The following is a 19419-nucleotide window of genomic DNA, read 5'->3' on the forward strand; positions in this document are numbered from 1 at the left end:
CGCAAGACGTTATGTCGTTGTTGCGCACGGCCCGCTGATCACAACTAAAGCAAACGCTCCACCAGCATCGGCAACACCTGTTCGCACGAAGCCTCGATCTTCATGTCCAGCAAATCGTCTGCACGGGTCTTGCCCTGATTGATGGCTATGACGGGCTTGCCTTTCTCGACCATCGCCTTGCACAAGCGAAAGGCCGACCAGGCCATCAATGAAGTGCCGACCACCAGCAGCCCTTCTGCCTGTTCGACACTTTGGGTGGCTTTGGCGGCGGTGTCGGTTGCAACGTTTTCACCAAAGAACACCACGTCCGGTTTCAGTCGCTGGCCATCGCAATGTGGGCAATGGGGTACTTGAAAGTCTGTCTCGAAAGACGAGTCCAGCAGGGTGTCGCCATCAGGCGCCTGTATGGCGTCGACCCCCGAGAGATAAGGGTTCTGCGCAACCATGATGTCCTGGATTGCAGCCCGGTCGCTGCGCTGATGGCAGTCCAGGCAGTACACGCGATGCAGGCTGCCATGCAGCTCGATCACGTCATGGCTGCCCGCCTGATCATGGAGCGCGTCGACATTCTGGGTGATAAGCCCGCTGATATGCCCACCCGCCTGCAAACTGGCCAATGCCCGGTGCGCGGTATTGGGTTCGGCCTGGCGGATACGCGGCCAGCCGAGCATCGCTCGCGCCCAGTAACGCTGGCGTGCGCTGGGTGCCTTGAGGAATTCCTGATACATCATCGGCTGCTTGCCACGCCGCACACCGTCCTTGTCGCGATAGTCGGGAATGCCCGACGCGGTGCTGATGCCCGCGCCGGTCAGGACAAGGAGCGGTTTGTCGGTCAGGGCCTGAAGCAGATCGTGGATTTGGTTGTCCAGCATCGTCGCACCTCTAACGGAGGGTCCAGGTCGAGACATTAACACCGATCGCGTGGGGGCGAAGTCATTCGCGAGGTGCCGGTACATCCCAAGAAAATGTATCGTCTGGAATACCGTCTCGCGAATGGATTCGCCTACCGGCCAATCCTTTTACCGGGTCTTGTTCCAATATCACTGGCCTGGCCATCCTTTTGTTTGCCGGTTCTGGCCTGGGTGATGAGGGCGGGGATCAGGGGGCCTTCGGGCAGGGTTTTCCAGAAGCGGGAAGGCATATGGCCTTGCATGACTTTGGGGTTCAGGCGTGCAGGGTTGAAGATATGGCTGTAATAGGTCAGCCACAGGTTGCCATGGGGATCTTCTGCCTGACGGGCCATTTTTTGCCACACTTCGGGGCAGCGCCGTTCGTGGATCAGTTGCGTGCCATCGTAATAAACCCCGTCCTGTGGGGTGGCGATCATCCAGCGATGCTGGCCCATGCGCCCGATGAAGTGCTGGCTGGCGCTTTGCAGAATGTCGTGGGCCGGTTCATGCCACGCGACGTATTCAGGTTGCAGCAGTTCAGGTGTTTCACTTGGGGCGGGAAGCGCCACAAAACGCAGGAAGGCATGCAGGTGATGGGCTTCGCGGCCGATGGTCTTGAGGCGTCGATGCAACTCACTGCCCAGTCTGTCGCCTGCCAGCATGGCGGTGCGGTCGCCATGGCTGACCCGCCAGAGTACTTCATACAACAGACTCCAGCGTTGATCGCCCCGATAGCAGGCGGCGCTTTGCAGCAGTTTCAGCAACTCCAGCGGCACTCGCGCCTGAAAAGGCCCGTGTTCCTGCGGTACATCTTCGTCGCTGGAGAACAGGTCGGCATCGTCGACAGCCTTCCAGCTCACCCGGCTGGGATCTATTTCATGGCTCAACAGCCAGCGGGCCTGCTGACGCCAGGTGTCGAACAGGTCATCGCAATCCAGGCAGATCATCCCCAGAGCCCCAGTTGTTGAGGTTGTGGCCTGTCACGCAATTGATAATGCAATTGCTCGCTGCTGCTCTCGGCCTGGGACGGATGGTAATCGCTGGTGATGATGAACGGCTTGGCCTTGGCCAGTACGCAACGCAGGCGAGTCAGGTCTTCGTAGCGAATGCGCCGTTGCCTGCGCAGTTCGACCAGCCGCTGGGTGGTACGAATGCCGATGCCGGGGATGCGGGCGATCAAGGCCGGTTCGGCATTGTTCAGGTCCAGCGGGAAAACCGACCGGTTATTCAAGGCCCAGGCCAGCTTGGGGTCGATGTCCAGAGCCAGATCGCCCGGTCCGCTCAGCAGTTCGTTGGCCGTAAAGCCATAGCCGCGCAACAGGAAATCCGCCTGATACAGGCGATGCTCGCGCAGCAGGGGCGGTGCGGCCAGGGGTACGCTGTTCGGGCTGTTGGGGATCGGGCTGAACGCCGAGTAATAGACCCGGCGCAACTTGAAGTTGCTGTAGAGCGACTGGGCGCTGTGCAGGATGGTGCTGTCATCGGTAGCGTCGGCACCCACGATCATCTGGGTACTTTGCCCGGCGGGCGCAAAACGCGGGGCGCGGGGTTCGTTGAGTACGGTCTGCTCGCCGGTATGGATGGTCTTCATGGCCTGCTTGATGGACTTCACGTCCTTTTCCGGCGCCAGGGTTTGCAGGCTGGCATCGGTGGGCAGCTCGATATTCACGCTCAGGCGATCGGCATAGCGACCGGCCTGTTCAATCAGCGCCGGGTCGGCATCCGGGATGGTCTTGAGATGGATGTAGCCGCGAAACTCGTGTTTTTCCCGCAGCAGGCGGGCGACCTGTATCAGTTGCTCCATGGTGTAGTCGGCGGAGCGGATGATGCCGGAACTCAGGAACAACCCGCTGACGCAGTTGCGTCGATAGAAATCCAGGGTCAGGGTAACGACTTCTTCCGGGTTGAAGCGGGCGCGAGGCACATCGCTTGAGCGACGGTTGACGCAGTACTGGCAGTCATACAGGCAGAAGTTGGTCAGCAGGATTTTCAATAGCGAGACACAGCGGCCATCCGGCGTGAAGCTGTGACAAATGCCCATGCCGGTGGTCGAGCCCAGCCCGGTCTTGCCTTGTGAGCTGCGCTTGGGCGCGCCACTGCTGGCGCACGACGCATCGTATTTGGCAGCGTCTGCCAGAATGCTGAGCTTGTCGATGAGCTGCATGAAAAATACCAATACTGTTTTTATATACAGTATCCGGTTGGGCGCCTTACTACAAGCTCGGATTTTGCCTACAACCCTTGACTGGCCCGTATCAATTCATAGGCCTTGCGAGCCAGCGGATTCACGGTATTGGGCCTGATCCACAGGTGATAGGTCACGTCGGGCAGGCGCGGCAGGCCATCGTTTTCACCCAGTACGCGCATGTCCGGCCCGAGCATTTCCATGCTGCGCGGCGTCACGCCAAGGCCTGCGCGAGTGGCGGCCTTGATGCCGATCAGATTGGACGCCAGGTACGCCTGTCGCCATGGAATATTGGCCGCTTCCAGGGCTTGCAGGGCATAGCGTCGGTAGATACTCGGTTCATCCACCAGAATCAGCGGCAGCGGTTCGTCCGGTACATGGATGTATTGCGCGGAACAGATCCACCACACAGGCGAAGTACGCAAGGCAAAACCTTCCAGGGTCGGATCTTCGCGGGTGGAAATCACCATGTCCACCTTGCCGCGATGCAGGTCTTCCATCAGGAACGGGCTGCGGCCCACATCGATTTCCAGGCGCAGACGCGGAGCCGAGCGGGCGATATGGCTCAGCAAGGGCGGCAGGATGGTGTCGGCGATGTCATGGGGCGAGCCGATGCGCAGCACGCCGCTCAGGCTGCTCTCGCGCAACGAGTTCAGGGCATCGTCATTGAGCGACAGCATCTGCCGTGCGTGGCGCAGCAGTTGCCGGCCTGGCTCGGTCAGTTGCTTCTGGCGACCTTGTTTCTGGAACAGGCTGACACCCACTTGTTGTTCCAGACGCTGCATGTGCTGAGTGACCGAAGACTGGGTGCGCGACAGCTGCAGGCCGGCTTCGGCAAAGCTGTGATGATCGACCACCGCGACAAAGGTGCGCAGCAGTTCCAGATCGAGCGTCGAGGTCGGGCTTGATGGGGCGGTCATGGTGATTTGTGCTGAATTCATATCAGGGGTTCAGGCAAATACATTACGTAATTTTATGTTTGGTGTGGTGTTTTTTCTGCGCTTTTTAGTTTTGTTCAATGAATACTGGGTTTTTGTTGGCGGTTGAGCAGGCTCTGCATGGAAAGTTATAACCATATTTGATATTTGAATTTCCGTTAACAGGCAACGATCCGTAATGTCCCGGCATCAGTTCGGGGAACTCCGATCATTTGCCTGGGGAATTTACATGCCGACTCGCTCATCCGTTTCACGTTTCTTCCCGGCCATGCTGGGGCTGTTTGCCGGTCTTGCGGTCAGTGGTTCGGCACTGGCCGATGCCACCCTGGACAAGATCCAGGAGCGTCATCGTCTGGTGGTGGGCGTGTTGTTGTCCGGCGGGCCTTTTGGCTCCATCGATCCGGCGACCCAGAAGCCTAAAGGCGCGAACGTGGATCTGGCTGAAGACCTGGGACGCCGTCTGGGCGTCGAGGTGGAGCTGGTGTCGGTATTGACGGCCAATCGCGTGCAATTCCTGCAACAAGGCAAGGTCGATCTGTTGATCGCCAATATGGAGTGGACCCCGGAGCGCGGGCAGATTCTCGGTTCGGTACCGACACCTTTTTACAAGGTCGGTGGCACAGCCGTTGTGCTCAAGGACAGCAAGATCACCCGTTGGGAGGATCTCAAGGGCCAACCTGTCTGCACGTCTCAGGGCAGCAGCTACATCAAACCGTTGACCGGGTTCGGTGCCGAACTCAAGGCGTTCAAAAGCTCCGCCGAATCCTTGCTGGCGCTGCGCGGCAATAATTGTGTCGCGGCTGTGCATGACGCCACGCTGATCAATCCGCTACTGGCCAGCAACGAGGAGTGGAAGGGCTATCGCGCCATTCTCCCGGAACTGAACCCGGCACCTTCGGTGATCTGGACTCGCCTGGGCGAAACCGACACTCAGGCGCGTCTGGACAGCATCGTCAAGGACTGGCATCGCACCGGCTGGCTGATCGAAGTCGAAAAACGCCACAACATCACGCCAGCCTCCCCGGCACTGGTGGAGCTGCATGAGCAGTTCAAGGCCAAGGGTGCCTGATCGTTCTCCCATTTCCCTGCCGACGCGCCTAGCGTCGGCCATTCAAGGAAGGCTCCCATGAGCAGATTTTTTACAGCCAAGACGCTGACCGCGCTGGGGCTGGTCCTGTGCGCCGGGCTGGCCAGTGCCGACGCGACCCTGGACAAGATTCAGGAACGCCACAAGATCAGCATCGGTGTGATCCTCAGCGGTCCTCCGTTCGGCACCATTGATCCCAAGACCGGCGAGCATCTGGGCTATAACGTCGAGCTGTCGAAGGAAATCGCCAAGCGTCTGAACGTGGAGCTGGAAACCGTTTCGGTGCTGGCCCCCAACCGCGTGCAGTTCTTGCAGCAAGGCAAGGTCGATCTGTTGATCGCCAACATGCAACTGACTGAAGAGCGTGCGCAGATTCTCGATTACGTGCCCACGCCTTACGAGGAAGTCGGCGGGGCGGCGCTGATCCGCAAGGGCGCGGGGATCAGCAAATGGGAAGACCTCAAGGACAAGCCGGTGTGCGTGTCCCAGGGCAGCAATTTCATCAAGCCGTTGCAGGAAGTCTATGGCGCGCAAATCAAGGCATTTCGCAGCCAGTCCGAATCGCTGCTGTCGTTGCGTGGCAATGGTTGTGTGGCCGCGGTGCATGTCAGCCCGACCATGCATACCTTGTTGGCCGATGCGGAATGGTCCGGCTTCGAGATTCCCTTGGCCACGGACCTGATTCCCTCCAAATCGGTGATCTGGCTGCGCAAGGGCGAGAAAGACATTCAGGCCCGTCTGGACGCCATTGTTCGTGACTGGCATCGCAGCGGCTGGTTGATCGAACTGGGTCATCGCACCGGTATGGCGCCGTCCCAGGCCTTGCATGATCTGCATGAGCAATACCGCAATGCAGCGCCGCTGGCTGCCACGCCATGAGTGATGGACTGTTCCAGGCATTGCAGCAACTGTTGGGCGCCAGTCATGTGCAGACTGGCGAACAGGCCCGTGAGCGCTTGACTGACAAGCAGGAACGCTATGTCGGGCAAGTGGTCGCGGCGGTGCGTCCTGCGGACACCGAACAGGTCGCCGCCGTGGTGCGTTTGTGTGTCGCCCATGCTGCACCCGTGGTGGTGCAGGGCGGCAACACGGGCCTGATGGGCGCTGCAACGCCGGATGCCAGCGGCAAGGCCGTGTTGTTGCTGCTGGAGCGCATGAACCGTGTGCGTGAGATCGACACCGATAACGACACCCTGACGGTCGAAGCCGGCTGCATCCTGCAACATCTGCAGGACATCGCTCGCAAGGCTGACCGCCTGTTCCCGCTCAGCCTGGGCGCGCAAGGCAGTTGCACCATTGGCGGCAACCTGGGCACCAATGCCGGTGGCAACGCCGTATTGCGTTATGGCAATGCCCGCGAACTGACGCTGGGGCTTGAAGTGGTCACGGCCCAGGGTGAAATCTGGGAAGGGCTGCGCGGTCTGCGCAAGGACAATACCGGTTATGACCTGCGGGACCTGTTCATCGGCAGCGAAGGTACGCTGGGCATTATCACTGCAGCGACCTTGAAACTGTTCCCACTGCCCAAGGCGCAACTCACGGCATTTCTGGCGTTTGAGTCACTGGCCCAGGCGGTGCGTTTCCTGTCCCACGCCCGTGCCGGGTTTGGAGCAAGCCTGACCGCTTTCGAGCTGCTTTCGGCTGACTGCCTGACCTTGCTGCGTGAACAGTTTCCACAAGGGCCGCAACCCTTCAGCCATGCTGCGTACCCTTGGTTCGCCTTGCTGGAACTGTCCGATAACCACAGCGAAAGCCATGCGCGGCAGAGTTTTGAAGCCGTGTTAGGCGATGCATTTGAAGTCGATCTGCTCAGCGATGCCCTGATTGCCGAAAGCCTGGCCCAGAGCCAGGCGCTGTGGCAGTTGCGCGAGAACATGAGCGATGCCCAGCGGCGTGCCGGGCGCAATATGAAGCACGATATCTCGGTGCCGATTTCCCGTGTCGTTGAGTTCGTGACCCGGACCGATGCCTTGTTGCAAGAGCACTTTCCCGGTGTACGCAACTTCACGTTTGGTCACCTGGGTGATGGCAACCTGCATTACAACGTCGCGCATCCGCTGGGCTCCACGGTCGAGGCGCACATGGCTCGTTACGCCGAACTGAGCGAGCGGGTGCACGACAGCGCCCATGCCCATGGCGGCTCGATCAGCGCCGAACACGGCATCGGCCAGCGCAAGCTGGACATGCTGTCCCGTTACAAAAGCCCTGTGGAACTGGATCTGATGCGCCGCATCAAGCAGGCACTGGACCCGAACAACCTGCTCAATCCGGGCAAGGTACTGGAGGCCCGAGCATGAGCATCGGCTTGTCAAAACGCGTACAGCGCGTCTCGCTTTCGGCCAACGCCGCCGCCAAATCCCGGGCTACCGCCTTGCGCGATGCCGGGGTGGATATTCTCGACCTGACCACCGGCGAGCCGGATTTCGACACCCCTGAACACATCAAGCAGGCAGCCTTCAAGGCCATTGCCGCGGGTGCCACCAAATACACACCGACCCCCGGTGTGCGGGCCTTGCGCGAAGCGGTGCAAGGCAAGTTGCAGCGCGAAAACGCTCTGGATTATCCATTGGCTTCCATCGTGATAGCCAACGGTGCCAAGCAGATCATCTTCAATGCATTCGCCGCGACCCTGAATGACGGCGACGAAGTGCTGGTGCCAGTGCCGTACTGGCCGTCATTCCCGGACAGTGTGCGTTTCAATGGCGGTGAGCCGGTGTTTATCGAGTGCGGCCTGGAGCAAGGCTGCAAGCTGACCCCGACGCAACTGGAACGCCATATCGGTGAGCGAACGCGCTGGCTGATCCTCAACGGGCCGGGCAACCCCAGTGGCGCGGTGTATAGCGAGGCGGAGCTGTTGGCGCTGGCTGACGTGCTGCGTCGTCATCCGCACGTGCTGGTGTTGCTGGACGAGTTGTACGAGCACATTCGTTTCGACGGGCAACCTGCCCAGAGCTTGCTCAATGTCGCGCCGGACTTGCAGCCGCGCTGCCTGCTGGTGGGCGGCGTGTCCAAGACTTACGCCATGACCGGCTGGCGGGTCGGCTTCGGGGCCGGACCGCATGAACTCACCACGGCCATGACCGTGGTGCAATCGCAGTCGACCTCCGGAGCTTCATCGGTGGGGCAGGCTGCGGCATTGGCAGCGTTTGAGGGCGGGCTGGAGTTTCTGCCGCAACACGTGGCGGCCTACCACCTGCGCCGGGACTTGCTGGTTGAAACCCTGAGTGCCGTCGATGGCCTTGAAGTGCTGGTGCCCCAGGGCGGCTTCTTTGTTTTCGTGCGGTGCGCCGGGTTGCTGGGTCGCTATCGCCCGGACGGCCTGCAACTGGAAAACGATGCCGATGTGGTCGCCTGGCTGCTGGAGTCCGGCGTGGCCGGTGTCGCAGGCAGTGCTTATGGTTTGTCGCCGTGGTTTCGCCTGTCGATTGCCACGGCCACCGAAACCGTGATCGAAGCCGGGCAGCGTATTGCCCGTGCCTGTGCGCAGTTGAGTGTGGGGGAGGCGCCATGAGTCACTTGCTGGAGTCGTTCGTACAGTGGACGGCCGGATTTGGCCTGAACTACGCCTTTCTGCTGGATGCCTATCAGCGCGGCACGATGGTCGACGGGGCGTTGACCACCTTGCTGCTGTGCCTGCTCACCATCGTTGGCAGCCTGCTGGTGGGTGTCGCCCTGGCGGCCATGCTCACTTCGGGCAAGCCATGGCTGCGTTCGCCAGCCAGAGTATTCATTGAAGTCACCCGCAATACGCCGACGCTGGTGCAACTGTATTGCGCCTTTCTGGTGTTGAACATGCTGTTGACCCAGGCCGTCGGTGCAGCCAATCCGCTGACACCTTTCGCCTGGGTGGTGATCGTGATTTCTCTGCACAAGGGGGCTTTCCATGCTGAAGCCTTGCGGGCCGGTATCGAAGCGGTTCCTTCCGTGACCCTGGAAGCCGCCAGCTCTCTGGCTTTCAACAGTCGCCAGTTGCTGTGGAACGTGCAGTTGCCACTGGCTGTGCGTTTTGCCTTGCCATCGCTGATCAATAACCTGATCGATCTGGTGAAGATGACTGCCGTGGCTTCGGCCATCGCGGTGGGGGACATCACCTATGCGGCGATCATGATCTGGACCCAGAGCGATAACGTGCTGGAACTGATGATCCTGATCCTGAGCTTTTTCGGCTTGCTCAGCTTTATCGTCAACTGTGCAGGGCGCGCCCTGGAATCACGCCTGAGGATGCCCGGCTATGGCCATTGATTCATCGGTTGCCACGCCTGTCGCGTGGCCGCGTCGCCATTTACTGGCGCTGACACTGGTTGTTCTGGCGGTTGCCTGGCTGATTTTCGGTGCGCCGAACAGCCCGGTGTTCCTGGCATTGATGCAGTGGTCGCCTGCTTTGGCAGTGGGTTTTGGCCAGAACATCCTGATCAGTCTGGTTGCCATCGGTCTGGGGACGGTGTTCGGGCTGCTGGTCGGCGCTCTGGGAATGTCGCCTTTCAGGCTGCTGCGCCTGCCTGCGCGAATCTGGATACAGATCTTTCGCAATGCGCCCTGGCTGGTGCTGATCTATTTCACCACTTATGTGTTCCCGTTCGAGATCAAGATCGGCAGCACCTATATCTCGTTTCCCGACTGGGTGAAGGTCACCATCGGCCTGGCTTTGCCGGCCAGTGCCAATGTCGCGGAAATCTTCAGGGGAGCCGTGGCGTCGATCCCCAGCACCCAATGGGAAGCCGCACGTTCGCTGGCGTTCACCCGTGGGCAGATATTCACCTCGATCATCCTGCCGCAGTGCTTCAAACGCATGCTGCCGCCGTGGATGAACCTCTACGCGGTTATCACCATGGGCACGGCACTGGCTTCGCTGGTGGGTGTGCATGACGTGATCGACACCGCGCAGATTGCCAGCAACACCGTCAATCAGACCGGTTTCACCGTGATCATTTATTGCAGCCTGCTGGTGCTGTTCTTTGCCTATTGCTACCCGATTTCCCGTCTGACCCAACGCCTGGAGCGACGTTATGCCTTCTATTGATTCTGGCGCCGAGCCTCTGGTCAGTCTGCGCGACCTGCACCTGTCATTTGGCAGCAACCTGGTGCTCAAGGGCATCGATCTGGATGTGCAGCGCGGTCAGGCAGTGTCGATCATCGGCCCGTCCGGTTCGGGCAAGTCAACCATCCTGCGCTGCATCACCGGGCTGTTGCAGACCCAGCGCGGCACCATCCGCGTGGGCAATACCGACGTTCATGCCCTGACCCGCGAAGCGGAGCGTATCGAACTGCGCAAACGCGTGGGTTTTGTGTTCCAGCAGTACAACCTGTTTCCGCATCTGTCGGTGCTGGAAAACCTGGTAATCGCCCCGCGCAAGGTGCTGGGGATCGAGCGCGCCGAAGCTGAGAAACAGGCGCGTGCCTTGCTCGCCAAGGTGCGTATGGAACACAAGGCCGATGCTTATCCTGGGCAATTGTCCGGTGGCCAGCAGCAGCGAGTTGCGATTGCCCGGGCCTTGACCATGCGCCCGGAACTGATCCTGTTCGACGAAGTGACCTCGGCCCTGGACCCGGAAACTGTCGGTGAAGTGCTGACCGTAATCCGCGAGCTGACCGAAGAAGGCATGACCTGTGTGCTGGTGACCCACGAAATGCGTTTCGCCGAAGAAATCAGCGACGTGGTGTATTTCACCGAGAACGGCCTGATCGTCGAGCACGGCAGCGCCGAGCAGATATTCCAGCGTCCGACCAGTGAGCGAACCCGCGAGTTTCTGCGCCACGCTCTGGGTGATTCCGGACGTCGTCCGCCGGTGTCCTCCGACCCGTTTGCACTGAGCAATATCAGCCGTTACAGCCTGTCCGTATAACTAAAATCGAACCCCACCGGGAGCTACCTGATGAGCAACGCAAACCGAACCCAAGTGATTGAAAATTTTCTGCAGCAGATCCGTGTCATCAACCAGCGCGGCGTAGACCGCGAGGCGTTGAAGGAAATCATCGCGCTGCTGGAAGACTTGGCCAAGCGCCATGACCTGTTCAACTTTACCGAGTTTCCTGCGCCGGTACCGGGGCAGGGCGAGACTGCTTTCCGCTATCGCCTGAACGATGATGGCGAGACCCCGACCCTGTACATGAACTCGCTGCTGCCGGGCAAAAGCACCTTGCCGCACAACCATGAAACCTGGGCGGTGATCGTTGCCGTGCAGGGCCAGGAGATCAACTACGTCTGGGCGCGTACCGACGATGGCAGCGACCCGGCCTTCGCTCGTCTGGAGCTGGAAAAGGAAGTCATTGTCCAGCCAGGCACCCCCATCGGTTTCCTGGGCGAAGACTTGCATGGCATCAAGGTCACGGGCGAAGAGCCGACCTTGCACTTTCACCTGTATGGCCGCCCGCTGGAATCGCTCAACGGGCGTTTCGGTGTCAATGAAGAAGGCCGTGTCCTGAACTACAACGCCTCGCAGATGGCACCGTCGATTCAGGCTTATTGATAGCCAGCACAGGTTTCCCCTTTCACTTTTATGAGCCACCTCATGAGCCAGACCACCACCGCGGCCCAACTACAACAATGGCTGTTCGACGGGCAGGAAATTGCCCTGTTCGACCTGCGCGAACATGGCCAGTACGGCGAAGCCCATCTGTTCCATGGCGTCACGCTGCCCTATAGCCGACTGGAGCTGGATATTCGTCGCCTGGCACCCAACCCTGGCGTGCGGCTGGTGATCTATGACCAGAATGGCGGCGATATCGCTTCGCGTGCCGCCTTGCGACTGGAAGCGCTCGGCTATCGTCAGGTGCATATTCTGGAAGGGGGCGCCGATGGCTGGCAGGCCGCAGGTCTGCAACTGTTCGCGGGTGTGCATGTGCCGTCCAAGGCGTTTGGCGAACTGGTGGAAGAGGCTCGCCATACGCCGCATATCAGCGCCACCGAACTGGCGCAGCGTCAGGCTCAGGGCGAGTCGCTGATGGTGCTGGACGGCAGACCATTCGACGAATACCGCAAGATGACCATTCCCGGTTCTGTGTGCTGCCCCAATGGCGAACTGGGTTATCGGCTGCCGGAACTGGTCCGCGACGAACACACGCCGATCATCGTCAATTGCGCCGGGAGGACCCGCAGCATCATCGGCGCGCAGACGCTGATCGACCTGGGCGTGAAGAACCCGGTCTATGCCCTGGAAAACGGAACCCAGGGTTGGTATCTGGCCGATCTGCAACTGGAGCACGGCAGCACCCGACGCTACCCGGATGCCGTATCGCCCGAGTCGCTGGCCCTGCAGCGGGATGCCGCCCAGGCTTTGGCCGAACGTGCAGGGGTGCAGACGGTCAGCTCCAAACAGGTTACCGGCTGGGCCGCAGACAGCGGGCGTAGCCTGTTCCTGTGCGATGTACGAACCGCCGAGGAGTTTGCGGCAGGCACATTGGCGGGTGCGCAACATACGCCGGGCGGCCAGTTGATTCAGGCGACGGATTTATATGTCGGCGTGCGTCAGGCGCGGCTGGTGCTGGTGGACGACGAAGGCATTCGCGCCCCGATTGTCGCCAGTTGGCTGAGGCAACTGGGACATGATGCCTATGTGCTGGCTGATGGCGTGAACAGTGGTTTGTCGCTGCCTGTCGCGGGCGAGTATGTTCAGCCGGGCCTGCCGGGCATCAGCGTGCAACTGCTCGCCGACGCCTTGAAAGACAGCACGGTAGCGCTTATCGATCTGCGTCCGAGCACAGGTTTTCGCAAAGGCCATATTGAAGGTTCACGCTGGTCGATTCGTCCGCTGCTGGCTGCCGCCGTTGCTGATGAGTCCCGGCCTCTGGTGCTGATTGCCGATGATCCGGCTCTGGCGCAACTGGCGGTAGAAGAGTTGCCACAGGCGCAGCGTCAGCAGGTGCGTCTGCTGGACGGCGGGATCAAGGCCTGGCAAACCGCCGGGCTACCGTTGCGCGAAGACAGTGCCAGCCTGGCGGACGAGCAGTGCATCGATTTTCTGTTCTTCACTCATGACCGGCATTCCGGCAACAAGGACGCTGCCCGCCAGTACCTGGCCTGGGAAATCGGTCTGCTGGGGCAGATGACCGAGCAGGAAATTGCCAGCCTCAAGCCCTTATCCGCAAAAAAGCCTGAGCGCCCGTCACAGAACCCCTTGGTCAAGACCCGGTTGATCCATGCCGCGCGTACGGCCAAGGGCAGTGGCGTGCGCGGGGTGAATGTACCGGTTTCGCGCATGAGCACCGTACTGTTCGACAGCCTCGGGCAGATGCGCGATATCCGCAAGCGCCGCGATACCGAGCGCCTGTTGAGCTATGGGGCGAGGGGCAATCCAACGGGATTTGCCCTGGAAGACCTCGTGACTGAACTGGAAGGCGGCTATCGCACCCGATTGTTCAGCACCGGCCTTGCGGCAGTGGCGCAGACTTTCCTGGCCTATCTGCGCCCCGGCGATCATGTCCTGATAACCGATGCCGTGTATTCGCCGGTGCGGCGTGTGGCCCGTGACTTCCTTGAGCCATTCGGCATTCAGGTCAGCTATTTCAGGGCCGACGGCCAGGGGCTGGAAGGGCAACTGCAGGCCAATACCCGCATGGTCTACACCGAAGTGCCGGGTTCGTTGCTCTACGAACTCTGCGACTTGCCGGCCATTGCCGCGCTGTGCAAACCACGAAACATCCTGCTGGCGGTGGACAACACCTGGGGCTCGGCCTACCTCTATCGGCCACTGGAGCTGGGCGCGGACATTTCCATCATGGCCCTGACCAAGTACCTGTGCGGTCATAGCGATGTGGTGATGGGCAGCGTCTGCACCCGTGAAGACGTCTGGCAGCCGCTGGGAAGGATGAGCGACACCTTCGGCAATGCGGTCAGCCCCGATGACGCCTATCTGGTCCTGCGCGGTGCCCGCACCCTGGCTTCACGCATGGAAACCCACGAGCGCCAGGCCCTTGAAGTCGCGTACTGGCTGAACGAACAACCGCAAGTCCGCCGTGTTTTCCATCCAGCCTTGCCGGACCACCCCGGCCACGCCCTGTGGAAGCGCGACTTCACCGGCAGCAACGGCTTGCTGTCCTTCGAGTTCGAGTCCTCGGACCCGGGTCAGCTGGAGCGCTTTATCGGCGCGTTGCAACTGTTCGGGCTCGGTGCTTCATGGGGCGGCTACGAAAGCCTGATCACCGTGGCCAACGTCAGTGATCGCGACAATGAAGCCGATCGACTGCTCAACCCGGTGTTGCGCTTGCATATCGGGCTGGAGGATGTGGCAGCGTTGATCGAGGATTTGCAGAGGGGGTTTGGGCGAGGATGAAAGCTGCAAGCCTCAAGTCAAAAGCGTGTAGTTTAAAACTTGCAGCTCAACTAAATGTTATTTCATAACAAAATGCCGAATGGTCGTGTAATACTGTAACGAATCGTTGCAGGCTACTCTCCCGTGAAAGCTCCCCGCGCTCCCTCTGTTGCAGGTTCCGTTCTGGCTCAATCGGCTTTGAAGCGGGTCCTGCTGGCTCTCGGTATTTTGCTGTTGTTATGGCTGGCCATTGTCTGGTCGGTGGCTATTCCATGAGTGCCGCCATTGCTCTGGACAATCTGACCGTCGCTTACGAACGCCGTCCGGCGGTGCATCACATCAGTGGTCGTTTCGAGGCGGGTAGCCTGACTGCCATCGTCGGCCCCAATGGTGCGGGCAAGTCCACGCTGATCAAGACCATTGCCGGGACCATGAAGCCAGCGGCGGGGCGTGTGGATCGAGGCCGGTTGGCGACCCGCACGTTGGGTTATCTGCCACAGGCGGCGGAGATCGATCGTAGTTTTCCCTTGAGCGTGGCCGATACCGTGGCCATGGGTGCTTGGCACAGCATCGGCCCGTTTCGCGGCCTGACTCGCAATCACGCCAGGCTCACCCGGGATGCGCTGAAAACCGTCGGGCTTGAGGGCTTTGAGGCGCGCAGCATCGGATCTCTGTCCTCCGGGCAGTTCCAGCGGGTGCTGTTCGCACGGCTGCTATTGCAGGACGCCTCGGTGATTCTGCTGGACGAGCCTTTTACCGCCATCGATGCCCGCACCACCCGCGATCTGCTGGAGCTGGTCCGGGTCTGGCATGGGCAGGGACGCACCGTCATTGCGGTGTTGCACGATATCGATCAGGTCCGTCAGCACTTTCCGCAAACCCTGTTGATGGCCCGCGAAACCATTGCCTGGGGAGCGACAGCCGAAGTATTGAGCGATGCCAATCTGCGGCGCGCCCGCAATATGGCCGAGTTCTGGAGTGCGGATGCTCAGGTCTGCGATACCGAAGGTGAGCATTCATGATGCTCTATGCCACGCTGATCGAGCCTTTTGTCGAGTTCGGTTTCATGCGCCGGGCTTTGGTGGCCTGCCTCGCGTTGGGAGTCGGTTCCGGTCCGGTGGGTGTGTTGCTGATGTTGCGGCGCATGAGCCTGGTGGGGGATGCCATGAGCCATGCGGTCCTGCCGGGCGCGGCACTGGGTTTCATGGTGGCAGGCCTGTCGCTGCCGGCCATGGGCATTGGCGGTCTGATCGCCGGGCTTGCCGTGGCTTTGCTGTCTGGGCTGGTCAGCCGCCTGACCGCCTTGCGCGAAGACGCCAGCTTCGCCAGTTTCTACCTGACCTCACTGGCTGCCGGAGTATTGATCGTCTCCATGCACGGCTCCAGTGTCGATCTGCTGCACGTGCTGTTCGGCACCATCCTGGCCATCGATGACAGCGCGATCTATATGGTCGGCGGCATTGCGTCATTCACCCTTATCCTGCTGGCCGTGATCTATCGCCCGCTGGTGCTCGAATGTTTCGATCCGGGATTCCTGCGTGCCGTTGGCGGCATGGGTTCGCTGTACCACGTGCTGTTTCTGCTGCTGGTCGTTTTGAACCTGGTGGCGGGTTTTCAGGCGCTCGGCACGCTGATGGCGGTGGGCATGATGATGCTGCCCGCCACGGCTGCCCGGTTCTGGGCCAGCTCATTGAGTGCCCTGATGCTGATCTCGACGGTATTGGCGACCGTTTCGGGGCTGATCGGCCTGATCGTTTCCTATCACCTTGGCGTGGCGTCCGGGCCGGCCATCGTTCTGACCGCCAGCGTCTTTTATGGCTTTTCGCTGCTGTTCGGCCGCACGGGCATCTTGCGTCGACTGTTTCCAAAACCCCACCTGGCCAACTGAAAAGGGCATGTCATGAAACGATTGATGATGTTGAGCTCGATGGCGGCGATTGCGCTGTCGGCGTTTGCAAGTCTTGCCCAGGCCAAGCCTCTTGAGGCGGTGGCTTCGTTCACGGTGATTGCCGATATGGTCAGCAATGTCGGCGGCGATCGGGTTCACGTGACCTCGCTGATCGGCCCCAATGGCGACCCCCATGTTTACGAACCCACCCCGCGTGATGCCCAGGCACTGAAGAGCGCTGACCTTACCTTTGTCAGCGGCCTGCATCTGGAAGGCTGGATGGACCGCCTGATCAAGGCGTCCGGCTACAAGGGCCAGCCGGTTGTGTTGTCCGAGGGCATCAAGACCCGTTACATGCAGGAAGACGGCAAGCTCATCACCGATCCCCATGCCTGGAACAGCGCCGCCAACGGGGTGATCTATGTGCGCAATATCATGACCGCGCTCAAGAAGGCGGACCCTGAAGGTGCCAGCGTCTACGAGGCCAATGGTCAACGCTATATCGTGCAATTGCAGGAGCTTGACCTCTATGCCCGTGATCAGGTCCAGTCGGTGCCCGAGTCGAAACGCAAGATTCTCACGTCCCACGATGCGTTCGGTTATTTCGGTGACGCCTATGGCGTGACCTTCCTGTCACCCTTGGGTTTCTCTACCGAGTCGGAAGCGTCGGCGGCAGATGTCGCAAAACTGATCCGCCAGATCAAGAGCGAGCACGTGACGGCCTATTTCTTCGAAAACTCCGGTGATCCTCGGCTGGTCAAGCAGATCGCCGATGCCAGTGGCGCGCAGCCGGGGGGTGAGCTATACGTCGAGGCCTTGTCACCCGCGGATGGCCCGGCGGCCAGCTATGCGCAGATGTTTCGCTATAACGTCGACAAGCTGACGGCGGCAATGAAGGGTAAATGATGGTGTGCAGACTGCGGGAGCTCCCACAGTCTGCACACTTCTCAATGAGTCAGAAACTTGAAGATGGTGGTCTGGGTGTAAGCCTTGCCAGGGTCCAGTCGCGTACTGGGGAAGGCGGGCTGGTTGGGCGCATCGGGGTAGTGCTGGGTTTCCAGGGTGAAGGCACCCCAATGCGGATAGACCTTGCCGGCCTTGCCATGAATGCTGCCATCCAGGAAATTGCCGGTATACAACTGCACGCCGGGCTCGGTGGTGAACAGTTGCAAGTGACGGCCTGACTGCGGGTCACTGACTTCTGCCGCAAGTTTGCTGATGTCACCCTTGGTGTCCAGCACCCAGTTGAAGTCAAAGCCGCCTTGTTTGGGCTCAGCGTACTTGAGCTGTTGATGGTCGGCCTTGATGTTCTTGCCGATGGCCGTTGGCTTGAGGAAGTCCATGGACGTGCCAGCCACCGGGGCCAGCTCACCGGTAGGGATCAGCTTGTCGTTGACCGGCGTGTAACGGGAAGCGTGCAGGGTGGCCACCTGCTGGAGAATATCGCCGTTGCCCGCGCCCGCCAGATTGAAATAGCTGTGGTTGGTCAGGTTCAGCACCGTGGGCTTGTCGGTGGTGGCGCGGTAGTCGATCTTCAGCTCGTTCTGGTCGTTGAGGCTATAGGTGACTTCTGTCAGCAACGCGCCGGGAAAACCCATCTCGCCATCGGGCGACAGGTAGCTAAGCTTCACCCCGACCGAGCCATTGGCCTTGATGCTTTCGGCTTTCCAGATACGCTTGTCGAAACCCTGATTGCCGCCATGCAGCGCATTGGTCTTGTCGTTGAGCGGGACGCGGTAGGTCTTGTCGTCCAGCTTGAAGGTGCCGCCCGCCAGTCGGTTGCCGAAACGACCGATGGTTGCACCGAAATACACGGTGCCGTTGGCCTGATAGCCCTGCACATCATCGAAGCCCAGAACGACGTCTTCGACCTTGCCGTTCCTGTCCGGAACCTTGAGCGATTGCAGGGTTGCGCCATAGGTAATGATGCTGGCCTGCAGGCCGTGACTGTTTTGCAGGGTGTACTTCTCGATGGGCGTACCATCGGGCAGTTTGCCGAAGAGGCCATGTTCGCTGGACAGTGCGGCGGCTTGTGCGGTCAGGGTGGCGATCATCAGTGACAGTCCAAGGCTGCTGAGAAGAGCGTGATTTTTCATCTGTTCTACTCACTTTTATTGTTGTTGTGAAAGGAGAAGGTGACGCAACGCATCTCTGGGTTTTGCTGTCAGACAGCAAATTGGTAAGACTATTTGATCGGTTTTAATCCGATGCAAGGATTTATAGACGATAAAAAGCCGCTTGAAAAATAAATCGTAATACTATTTAGTAGAGGCAGTTCCTAAGAAAAATAAAAAAGGACACCGTCCATGCAATGGCAGCCGCTATCCGAGCACCGTTTCAAACTGGCTGAAGCCCCTTTCTGGGACCTTGATCAGCAAGCCTTGTACTGGGTCGACATTGCCGGGCGTCTGGCCTGCAGGCTGGTCCAGGGTCAATACAGCCAATGGCGTCTGCCTGAGGCGGTTTCCGCATTCATTCCCACCGACAAGGGCGATGCCCTGGTGACTCTGGCCAGCGGCGTATACCGCCTGAGCCTCGAATCGCCTAAAACCTCCATTTCATTGCTGTGCGTGGCCGATCCTGTCGCGGGCAACCGCGCCAACGAATCCCGTTGCGACGCTCAGGGCCGCCTGTGGCTGGGCAGCATGCAGAACAATCTGGATGACGAAGGTGGCGACTTGCCGTTGGTACGCCGCTCCGGTGGCCTGTTTCGCGTAGACCCGGATGCAAGGGTCACGCACTTGCTGGACAGGCAGGGCATCGTCAACACCCTTTTGTGGAATGCCCAGGGCACAGTGCTCTACAGCGCCGATACCCTTGATGGCGTTATCTACCAATACCCGATTCTGACTGACGACAGCTTGGGCGAGCGTCAGGTGTGGGCGCACGAACACCCCCGCGGCGTACCGGACGGTTCGGCCATGGATGCCGAAGGCTATGTCTGGAATGCCCGCTGGGGGGGGAGCTGCCTGATCCGCTTTGCCCCCGATGGCAGCGTTGATCGGGTGATCGACCTGCCTGTCAGTCATCCCACCAGTTGTGTTTTTGGCGGCCCCGGCCTGTCTACGCTCTATGTCACCAGCGCTGCACCGGCCGATGCCCATGGCCAGTTCGATGGCGCGCTACTCAAGGCCGACGTGGGTGTTGCCGGGCAGCTTTGCCCGCGCTTCGCAGGCTGAATTT

18 protein-coding genes are annotated in these 19419 nt (G+C 60.1%); 13 read left to right on the top strand and 5 right to left on the bottom strand.

Going from position 1 to position 19419, the window contains the following annotated elements:
* Positions 1–44 precede the first annotated feature (44 nt).
* The 4 genes from KGD89_RS12080 to KGD89_RS12095 form a co-directional block, all read right to left on the bottom strand.
* Positions 45–872 (bottom strand): NAD-dependent protein deacetylase, encoded by an 828-nt coding sequence (locus tag KGD89_RS12080; RefSeq protein WP_025260037.1) that lies wholly within the window; start codon positions 870–872, stop codon positions 45–47.
* Positions 873–1003: 131 nt separating this feature from the next.
* Positions 1004–1837 carry a TIGR03915 family putative DNA repair protein gene (locus KGD89_RS12085; protein ID WP_025260038.1) on the bottom strand — a complete coding sequence of 278 codons (834 nt, stop codon included), beginning with the start codon at positions 1835–1837 and terminating at the stop codon, positions 1004–1006.
* Positions 1834–3054 carry a putative DNA modification/repair radical SAM protein gene (locus KGD89_RS12090; protein ID WP_025260039.1) on the bottom strand — a complete coding sequence of 407 codons (1221 nt, stop codon included), beginning with the start codon at positions 3052–3054 and terminating at the stop codon, positions 1834–1836. The genes KGD89_RS12085 and KGD89_RS12090 overlap by 4 nt, the downstream gene beginning before the upstream one ends.
* 68 nt (positions 3055–3122) lie before the next feature.
* Positions 3123–4016, bottom strand: a complete 894-nt coding sequence (locus tag KGD89_RS12095; protein ID WP_025260040.1) for a LysR substrate-binding domain-containing protein — start codon at positions 4014–4016, stop codon at positions 3123–3125.
* 226 nt (positions 4017–4242) lie between these two features.
* On the opposite strand from KGD89_RS12095, the gene KGD89_RS12100 reads away from it, so the two are divergent.
* The 12 genes from KGD89_RS12100 to KGD89_RS12155 all read left to right on the top strand — a co-directional run bounded on the left by KGD89_RS12100 (position 4243) and on the right by KGD89_RS12155 (position 17142).
* On the top strand, positions 4243–5082 hold the full coding sequence (locus KGD89_RS12100; protein WP_025260041.1) for a transporter substrate-binding domain-containing protein: 840 nt from the start codon (positions 4243–4245) through the stop codon (positions 5080–5082).
* Between the two features lie 57 nt (positions 5083–5139).
* Positions 5140–5979: a transporter substrate-binding domain-containing protein gene (locus KGD89_RS12105; RefSeq protein ID WP_025260042.1), complete on the top strand. Its 840-nt coding sequence runs from the start codon at positions 5140–5142 to the stop codon at positions 5977–5979.
* A complete protein-coding gene (locus tag KGD89_RS12110; protein ID WP_025260043.1) occupies positions 5976–7397 on the top strand; it encodes an FAD-binding oxidoreductase in 1422 nt (473 codons plus the stop codon). The genes KGD89_RS12105 and KGD89_RS12110 overlap by 4 nt, the downstream gene beginning before the upstream one ends.
* Positions 7394–8611, top strand: coding sequence for an aminotransferase class I/II-fold pyridoxal phosphate-dependent enzyme (locus KGD89_RS12115; RefSeq protein ID WP_025260044.1), 1218 nt, complete (start codon positions 7394–7396; stop codon positions 8609–8611). The genes KGD89_RS12110 and KGD89_RS12115 overlap by 4 nt, the downstream gene beginning before the upstream one ends.
* Complete coding sequence (locus KGD89_RS12120; RefSeq protein ID WP_025260045.1) at positions 8608–9342, top strand: amino acid ABC transporter permease; 735 nt, start codon at positions 8608–8610, stop codon at positions 9340–9342. The genes KGD89_RS12115 and KGD89_RS12120 overlap by 4 nt, the downstream gene beginning before the upstream one ends.
* Entirely contained in the window at positions 9332–10120 is a 789-nt protein-coding gene (locus KGD89_RS12125; protein WP_025260046.1) for an amino acid ABC transporter permease, read from the top strand. The genes KGD89_RS12120 and KGD89_RS12125 overlap by 11 nt, the downstream gene beginning before the upstream one ends.
* On the top strand, positions 10107–10943 hold the full coding sequence (locus tag KGD89_RS12130) for an amino acid ABC transporter ATP-binding protein (protein ID WP_025260047.1): 837 nt from the start codon (positions 10107–10109) through the stop codon (positions 10941–10943). The genes KGD89_RS12125 and KGD89_RS12130 overlap by 14 nt, the downstream gene beginning before the upstream one ends.
* A gap of 30 nt (positions 10944–10973) precedes the next feature.
* Positions 10974–11567 carry a cysteine dioxygenase family protein gene (locus tag KGD89_RS12135; RefSeq protein ID WP_025260048.1) on the top strand — a complete coding sequence of 198 codons (594 nt, stop codon included), beginning with the start codon at positions 10974–10976 and terminating at the stop codon, positions 11565–11567.
* A 42-nt stretch (positions 11568–11609) separates the two neighbouring features.
* A complete protein-coding gene (metC, locus tag KGD89_RS12140) occupies positions 11610–14369 on the top strand; it encodes a cystathionine beta-lyase (protein WP_038399845.1) in 2760 nt (919 codons plus the stop codon).
* A gap of 251 nt (positions 14370–14620) precedes the next feature.
* Positions 14621–15370, top strand: coding sequence for a zinc ABC transporter ATP-binding protein AztA (gene aztA, locus KGD89_RS12145; protein WP_025260049.1), 750 nt, complete (start codon positions 14621–14623; stop codon positions 15368–15370).
* Positions 15367–16236 (top strand): metal ABC transporter permease, encoded by an 870-nt coding sequence (locus tag KGD89_RS12150; RefSeq protein ID WP_025260050.1) that lies wholly within the window; start codon positions 15367–15369, stop codon positions 16234–16236. The genes aztA and KGD89_RS12150 overlap by 4 nt, the downstream gene beginning before the upstream one ends.
* A 12-nt stretch (positions 16237–16248) precedes the next feature.
* The gene (locus KGD89_RS12155) at positions 16249–17142 is read left to right on the top strand and encodes a metal ABC transporter substrate-binding protein (RefSeq protein ID WP_025260051.1); all 894 of its coding nucleotides are present in this window, start codon (positions 16249–16251) and stop codon (positions 17140–17142) included.
* Positions 17143–17183: 41 nt separating this feature from the next.
* Here KGD89_RS12155 and KGD89_RS12160 read toward each other — a convergent pair whose 3' ends face one another.
* Entirely contained in the window at positions 17184–18332 is a 1149-nt protein-coding gene (locus KGD89_RS12160; protein ID WP_025260052.1) for an aldose epimerase family protein, read from the bottom strand.
* 210 nt (positions 18333–18542) lie between these two features.
* Between KGD89_RS12160 and KGD89_RS12165 the strand changes: the two genes are divergently transcribed.
* On the top strand, positions 18543–19415 hold the full coding sequence (locus tag KGD89_RS12165; RefSeq protein WP_025260053.1) for an SMP-30/gluconolactonase/LRE family protein: 873 nt from the start codon (positions 18543–18545) through the stop codon (positions 19413–19415).
* Positions 19416–19419 lie beyond the last annotated feature (4 nt).

This window comes from Pseudomonas cichorii, assembly GCF_018343775.1.
Taxonomy (GTDB): Bacteria; Pseudomonadota; Gammaproteobacteria; order Pseudomonadales; family Pseudomonadaceae; genus Aquipseudomonas; species Aquipseudomonas cichorii.

Excerpts from the sequence above, each read along its gene's own strand:
- KGD89_RS12125 (WP_025260046.1), top strand. The coding sequence starts at position 9,332 with ATGGCCATTGATTCATCGGTTGCCACGCCTGTCGCGTGGCCGCGTCGC.
- KGD89_RS12130 (WP_025260047.1), top strand. The coding sequence starts at position 10,107 with ATGCCTTCTATTGATTCTGGCGCCGAGCCTCTGGTCAGTCTGCGCGAC.
- KGD89_RS12090 (WP_025260039.1), bottom strand. The coding sequence starts at position 3,054 with ATGCAGCTCATCGACAAGCTCAGCATTCTGGCAGACGCTGCCAAATAC.
- aztA (WP_025260049.1), top strand. The coding sequence starts at position 14,621 with ATGAGTGCCGCCATTGCTCTGGACAATCTGACCGTCGCTTACGAACGC.
- KGD89_RS12095 (WP_025260040.1), bottom strand. The coding sequence starts at position 4,016 with ATGAATTCAGCACAAATCACCATGACCGCCCCATCAAGCCCGACCTCG.
- KGD89_RS12165 (WP_025260053.1), top strand. The coding sequence starts at position 18,543 with ATGCAATGGCAGCCGCTATCCGAGCACCGTTTCAAACTGGCTGAAGCC.
- KGD89_RS12160 (WP_025260052.1), bottom strand. The coding sequence starts at position 18,332 with ATGAAAAATCACGCTCTTCTCAGCAGCCTTGGACTGTCACTGATGATC.
- metC (WP_038399845.1), top strand. The coding sequence starts at position 11,610 with ATGAGCCAGACCACCACCGCGGCCCAACTACAACAATGGCTGTTCGAC.
- KGD89_RS12155 (WP_025260051.1), top strand. The coding sequence starts at position 16,249 with ATGAAACGATTGATGATGTTGAGCTCGATGGCGGCGATTGCGCTGTCG.
- KGD89_RS12080 (WP_025260037.1), bottom strand. The coding sequence starts at position 872 with ATGCTGGACAACCAAATCCACGATCTGCTTCAGGCCCTGACCGACAAA.
- KGD89_RS12150 (WP_025260050.1), top strand. The coding sequence starts at position 15,367 with ATGATGCTCTATGCCACGCTGATCGAGCCTTTTGTCGAGTTCGGTTTC.
- KGD89_RS12120 (WP_025260045.1), top strand. The coding sequence starts at position 8,608 with ATGAGTCACTTGCTGGAGTCGTTCGTACAGTGGACGGCCGGATTTGGC.
- KGD89_RS12110 (WP_025260043.1), top strand. The coding sequence starts at position 5,976 with ATGAGTGATGGACTGTTCCAGGCATTGCAGCAACTGTTGGGCGCCAGT.
- KGD89_RS12135 (WP_025260048.1), top strand. The coding sequence starts at position 10,974 with ATGAGCAACGCAAACCGAACCCAAGTGATTGAAAATTTTCTGCAGCAG.
- KGD89_RS12085 (WP_025260038.1), bottom strand. The coding sequence starts at position 1,837 with ATGATCTGCCTGGATTGCGATGACCTGTTCGACACCTGGCGTCAGCAG.
- KGD89_RS12100 (WP_025260041.1), top strand. The coding sequence starts at position 4,243 with ATGCCGACTCGCTCATCCGTTTCACGTTTCTTCCCGGCCATGCTGGGG.
- KGD89_RS12105 (WP_025260042.1), top strand. The coding sequence starts at position 5,140 with ATGAGCAGATTTTTTACAGCCAAGACGCTGACCGCGCTGGGGCTGGTC.
- KGD89_RS12115 (WP_025260044.1), top strand. The coding sequence starts at position 7,394 with ATGAGCATCGGCTTGTCAAAACGCGTACAGCGCGTCTCGCTTTCGGCC.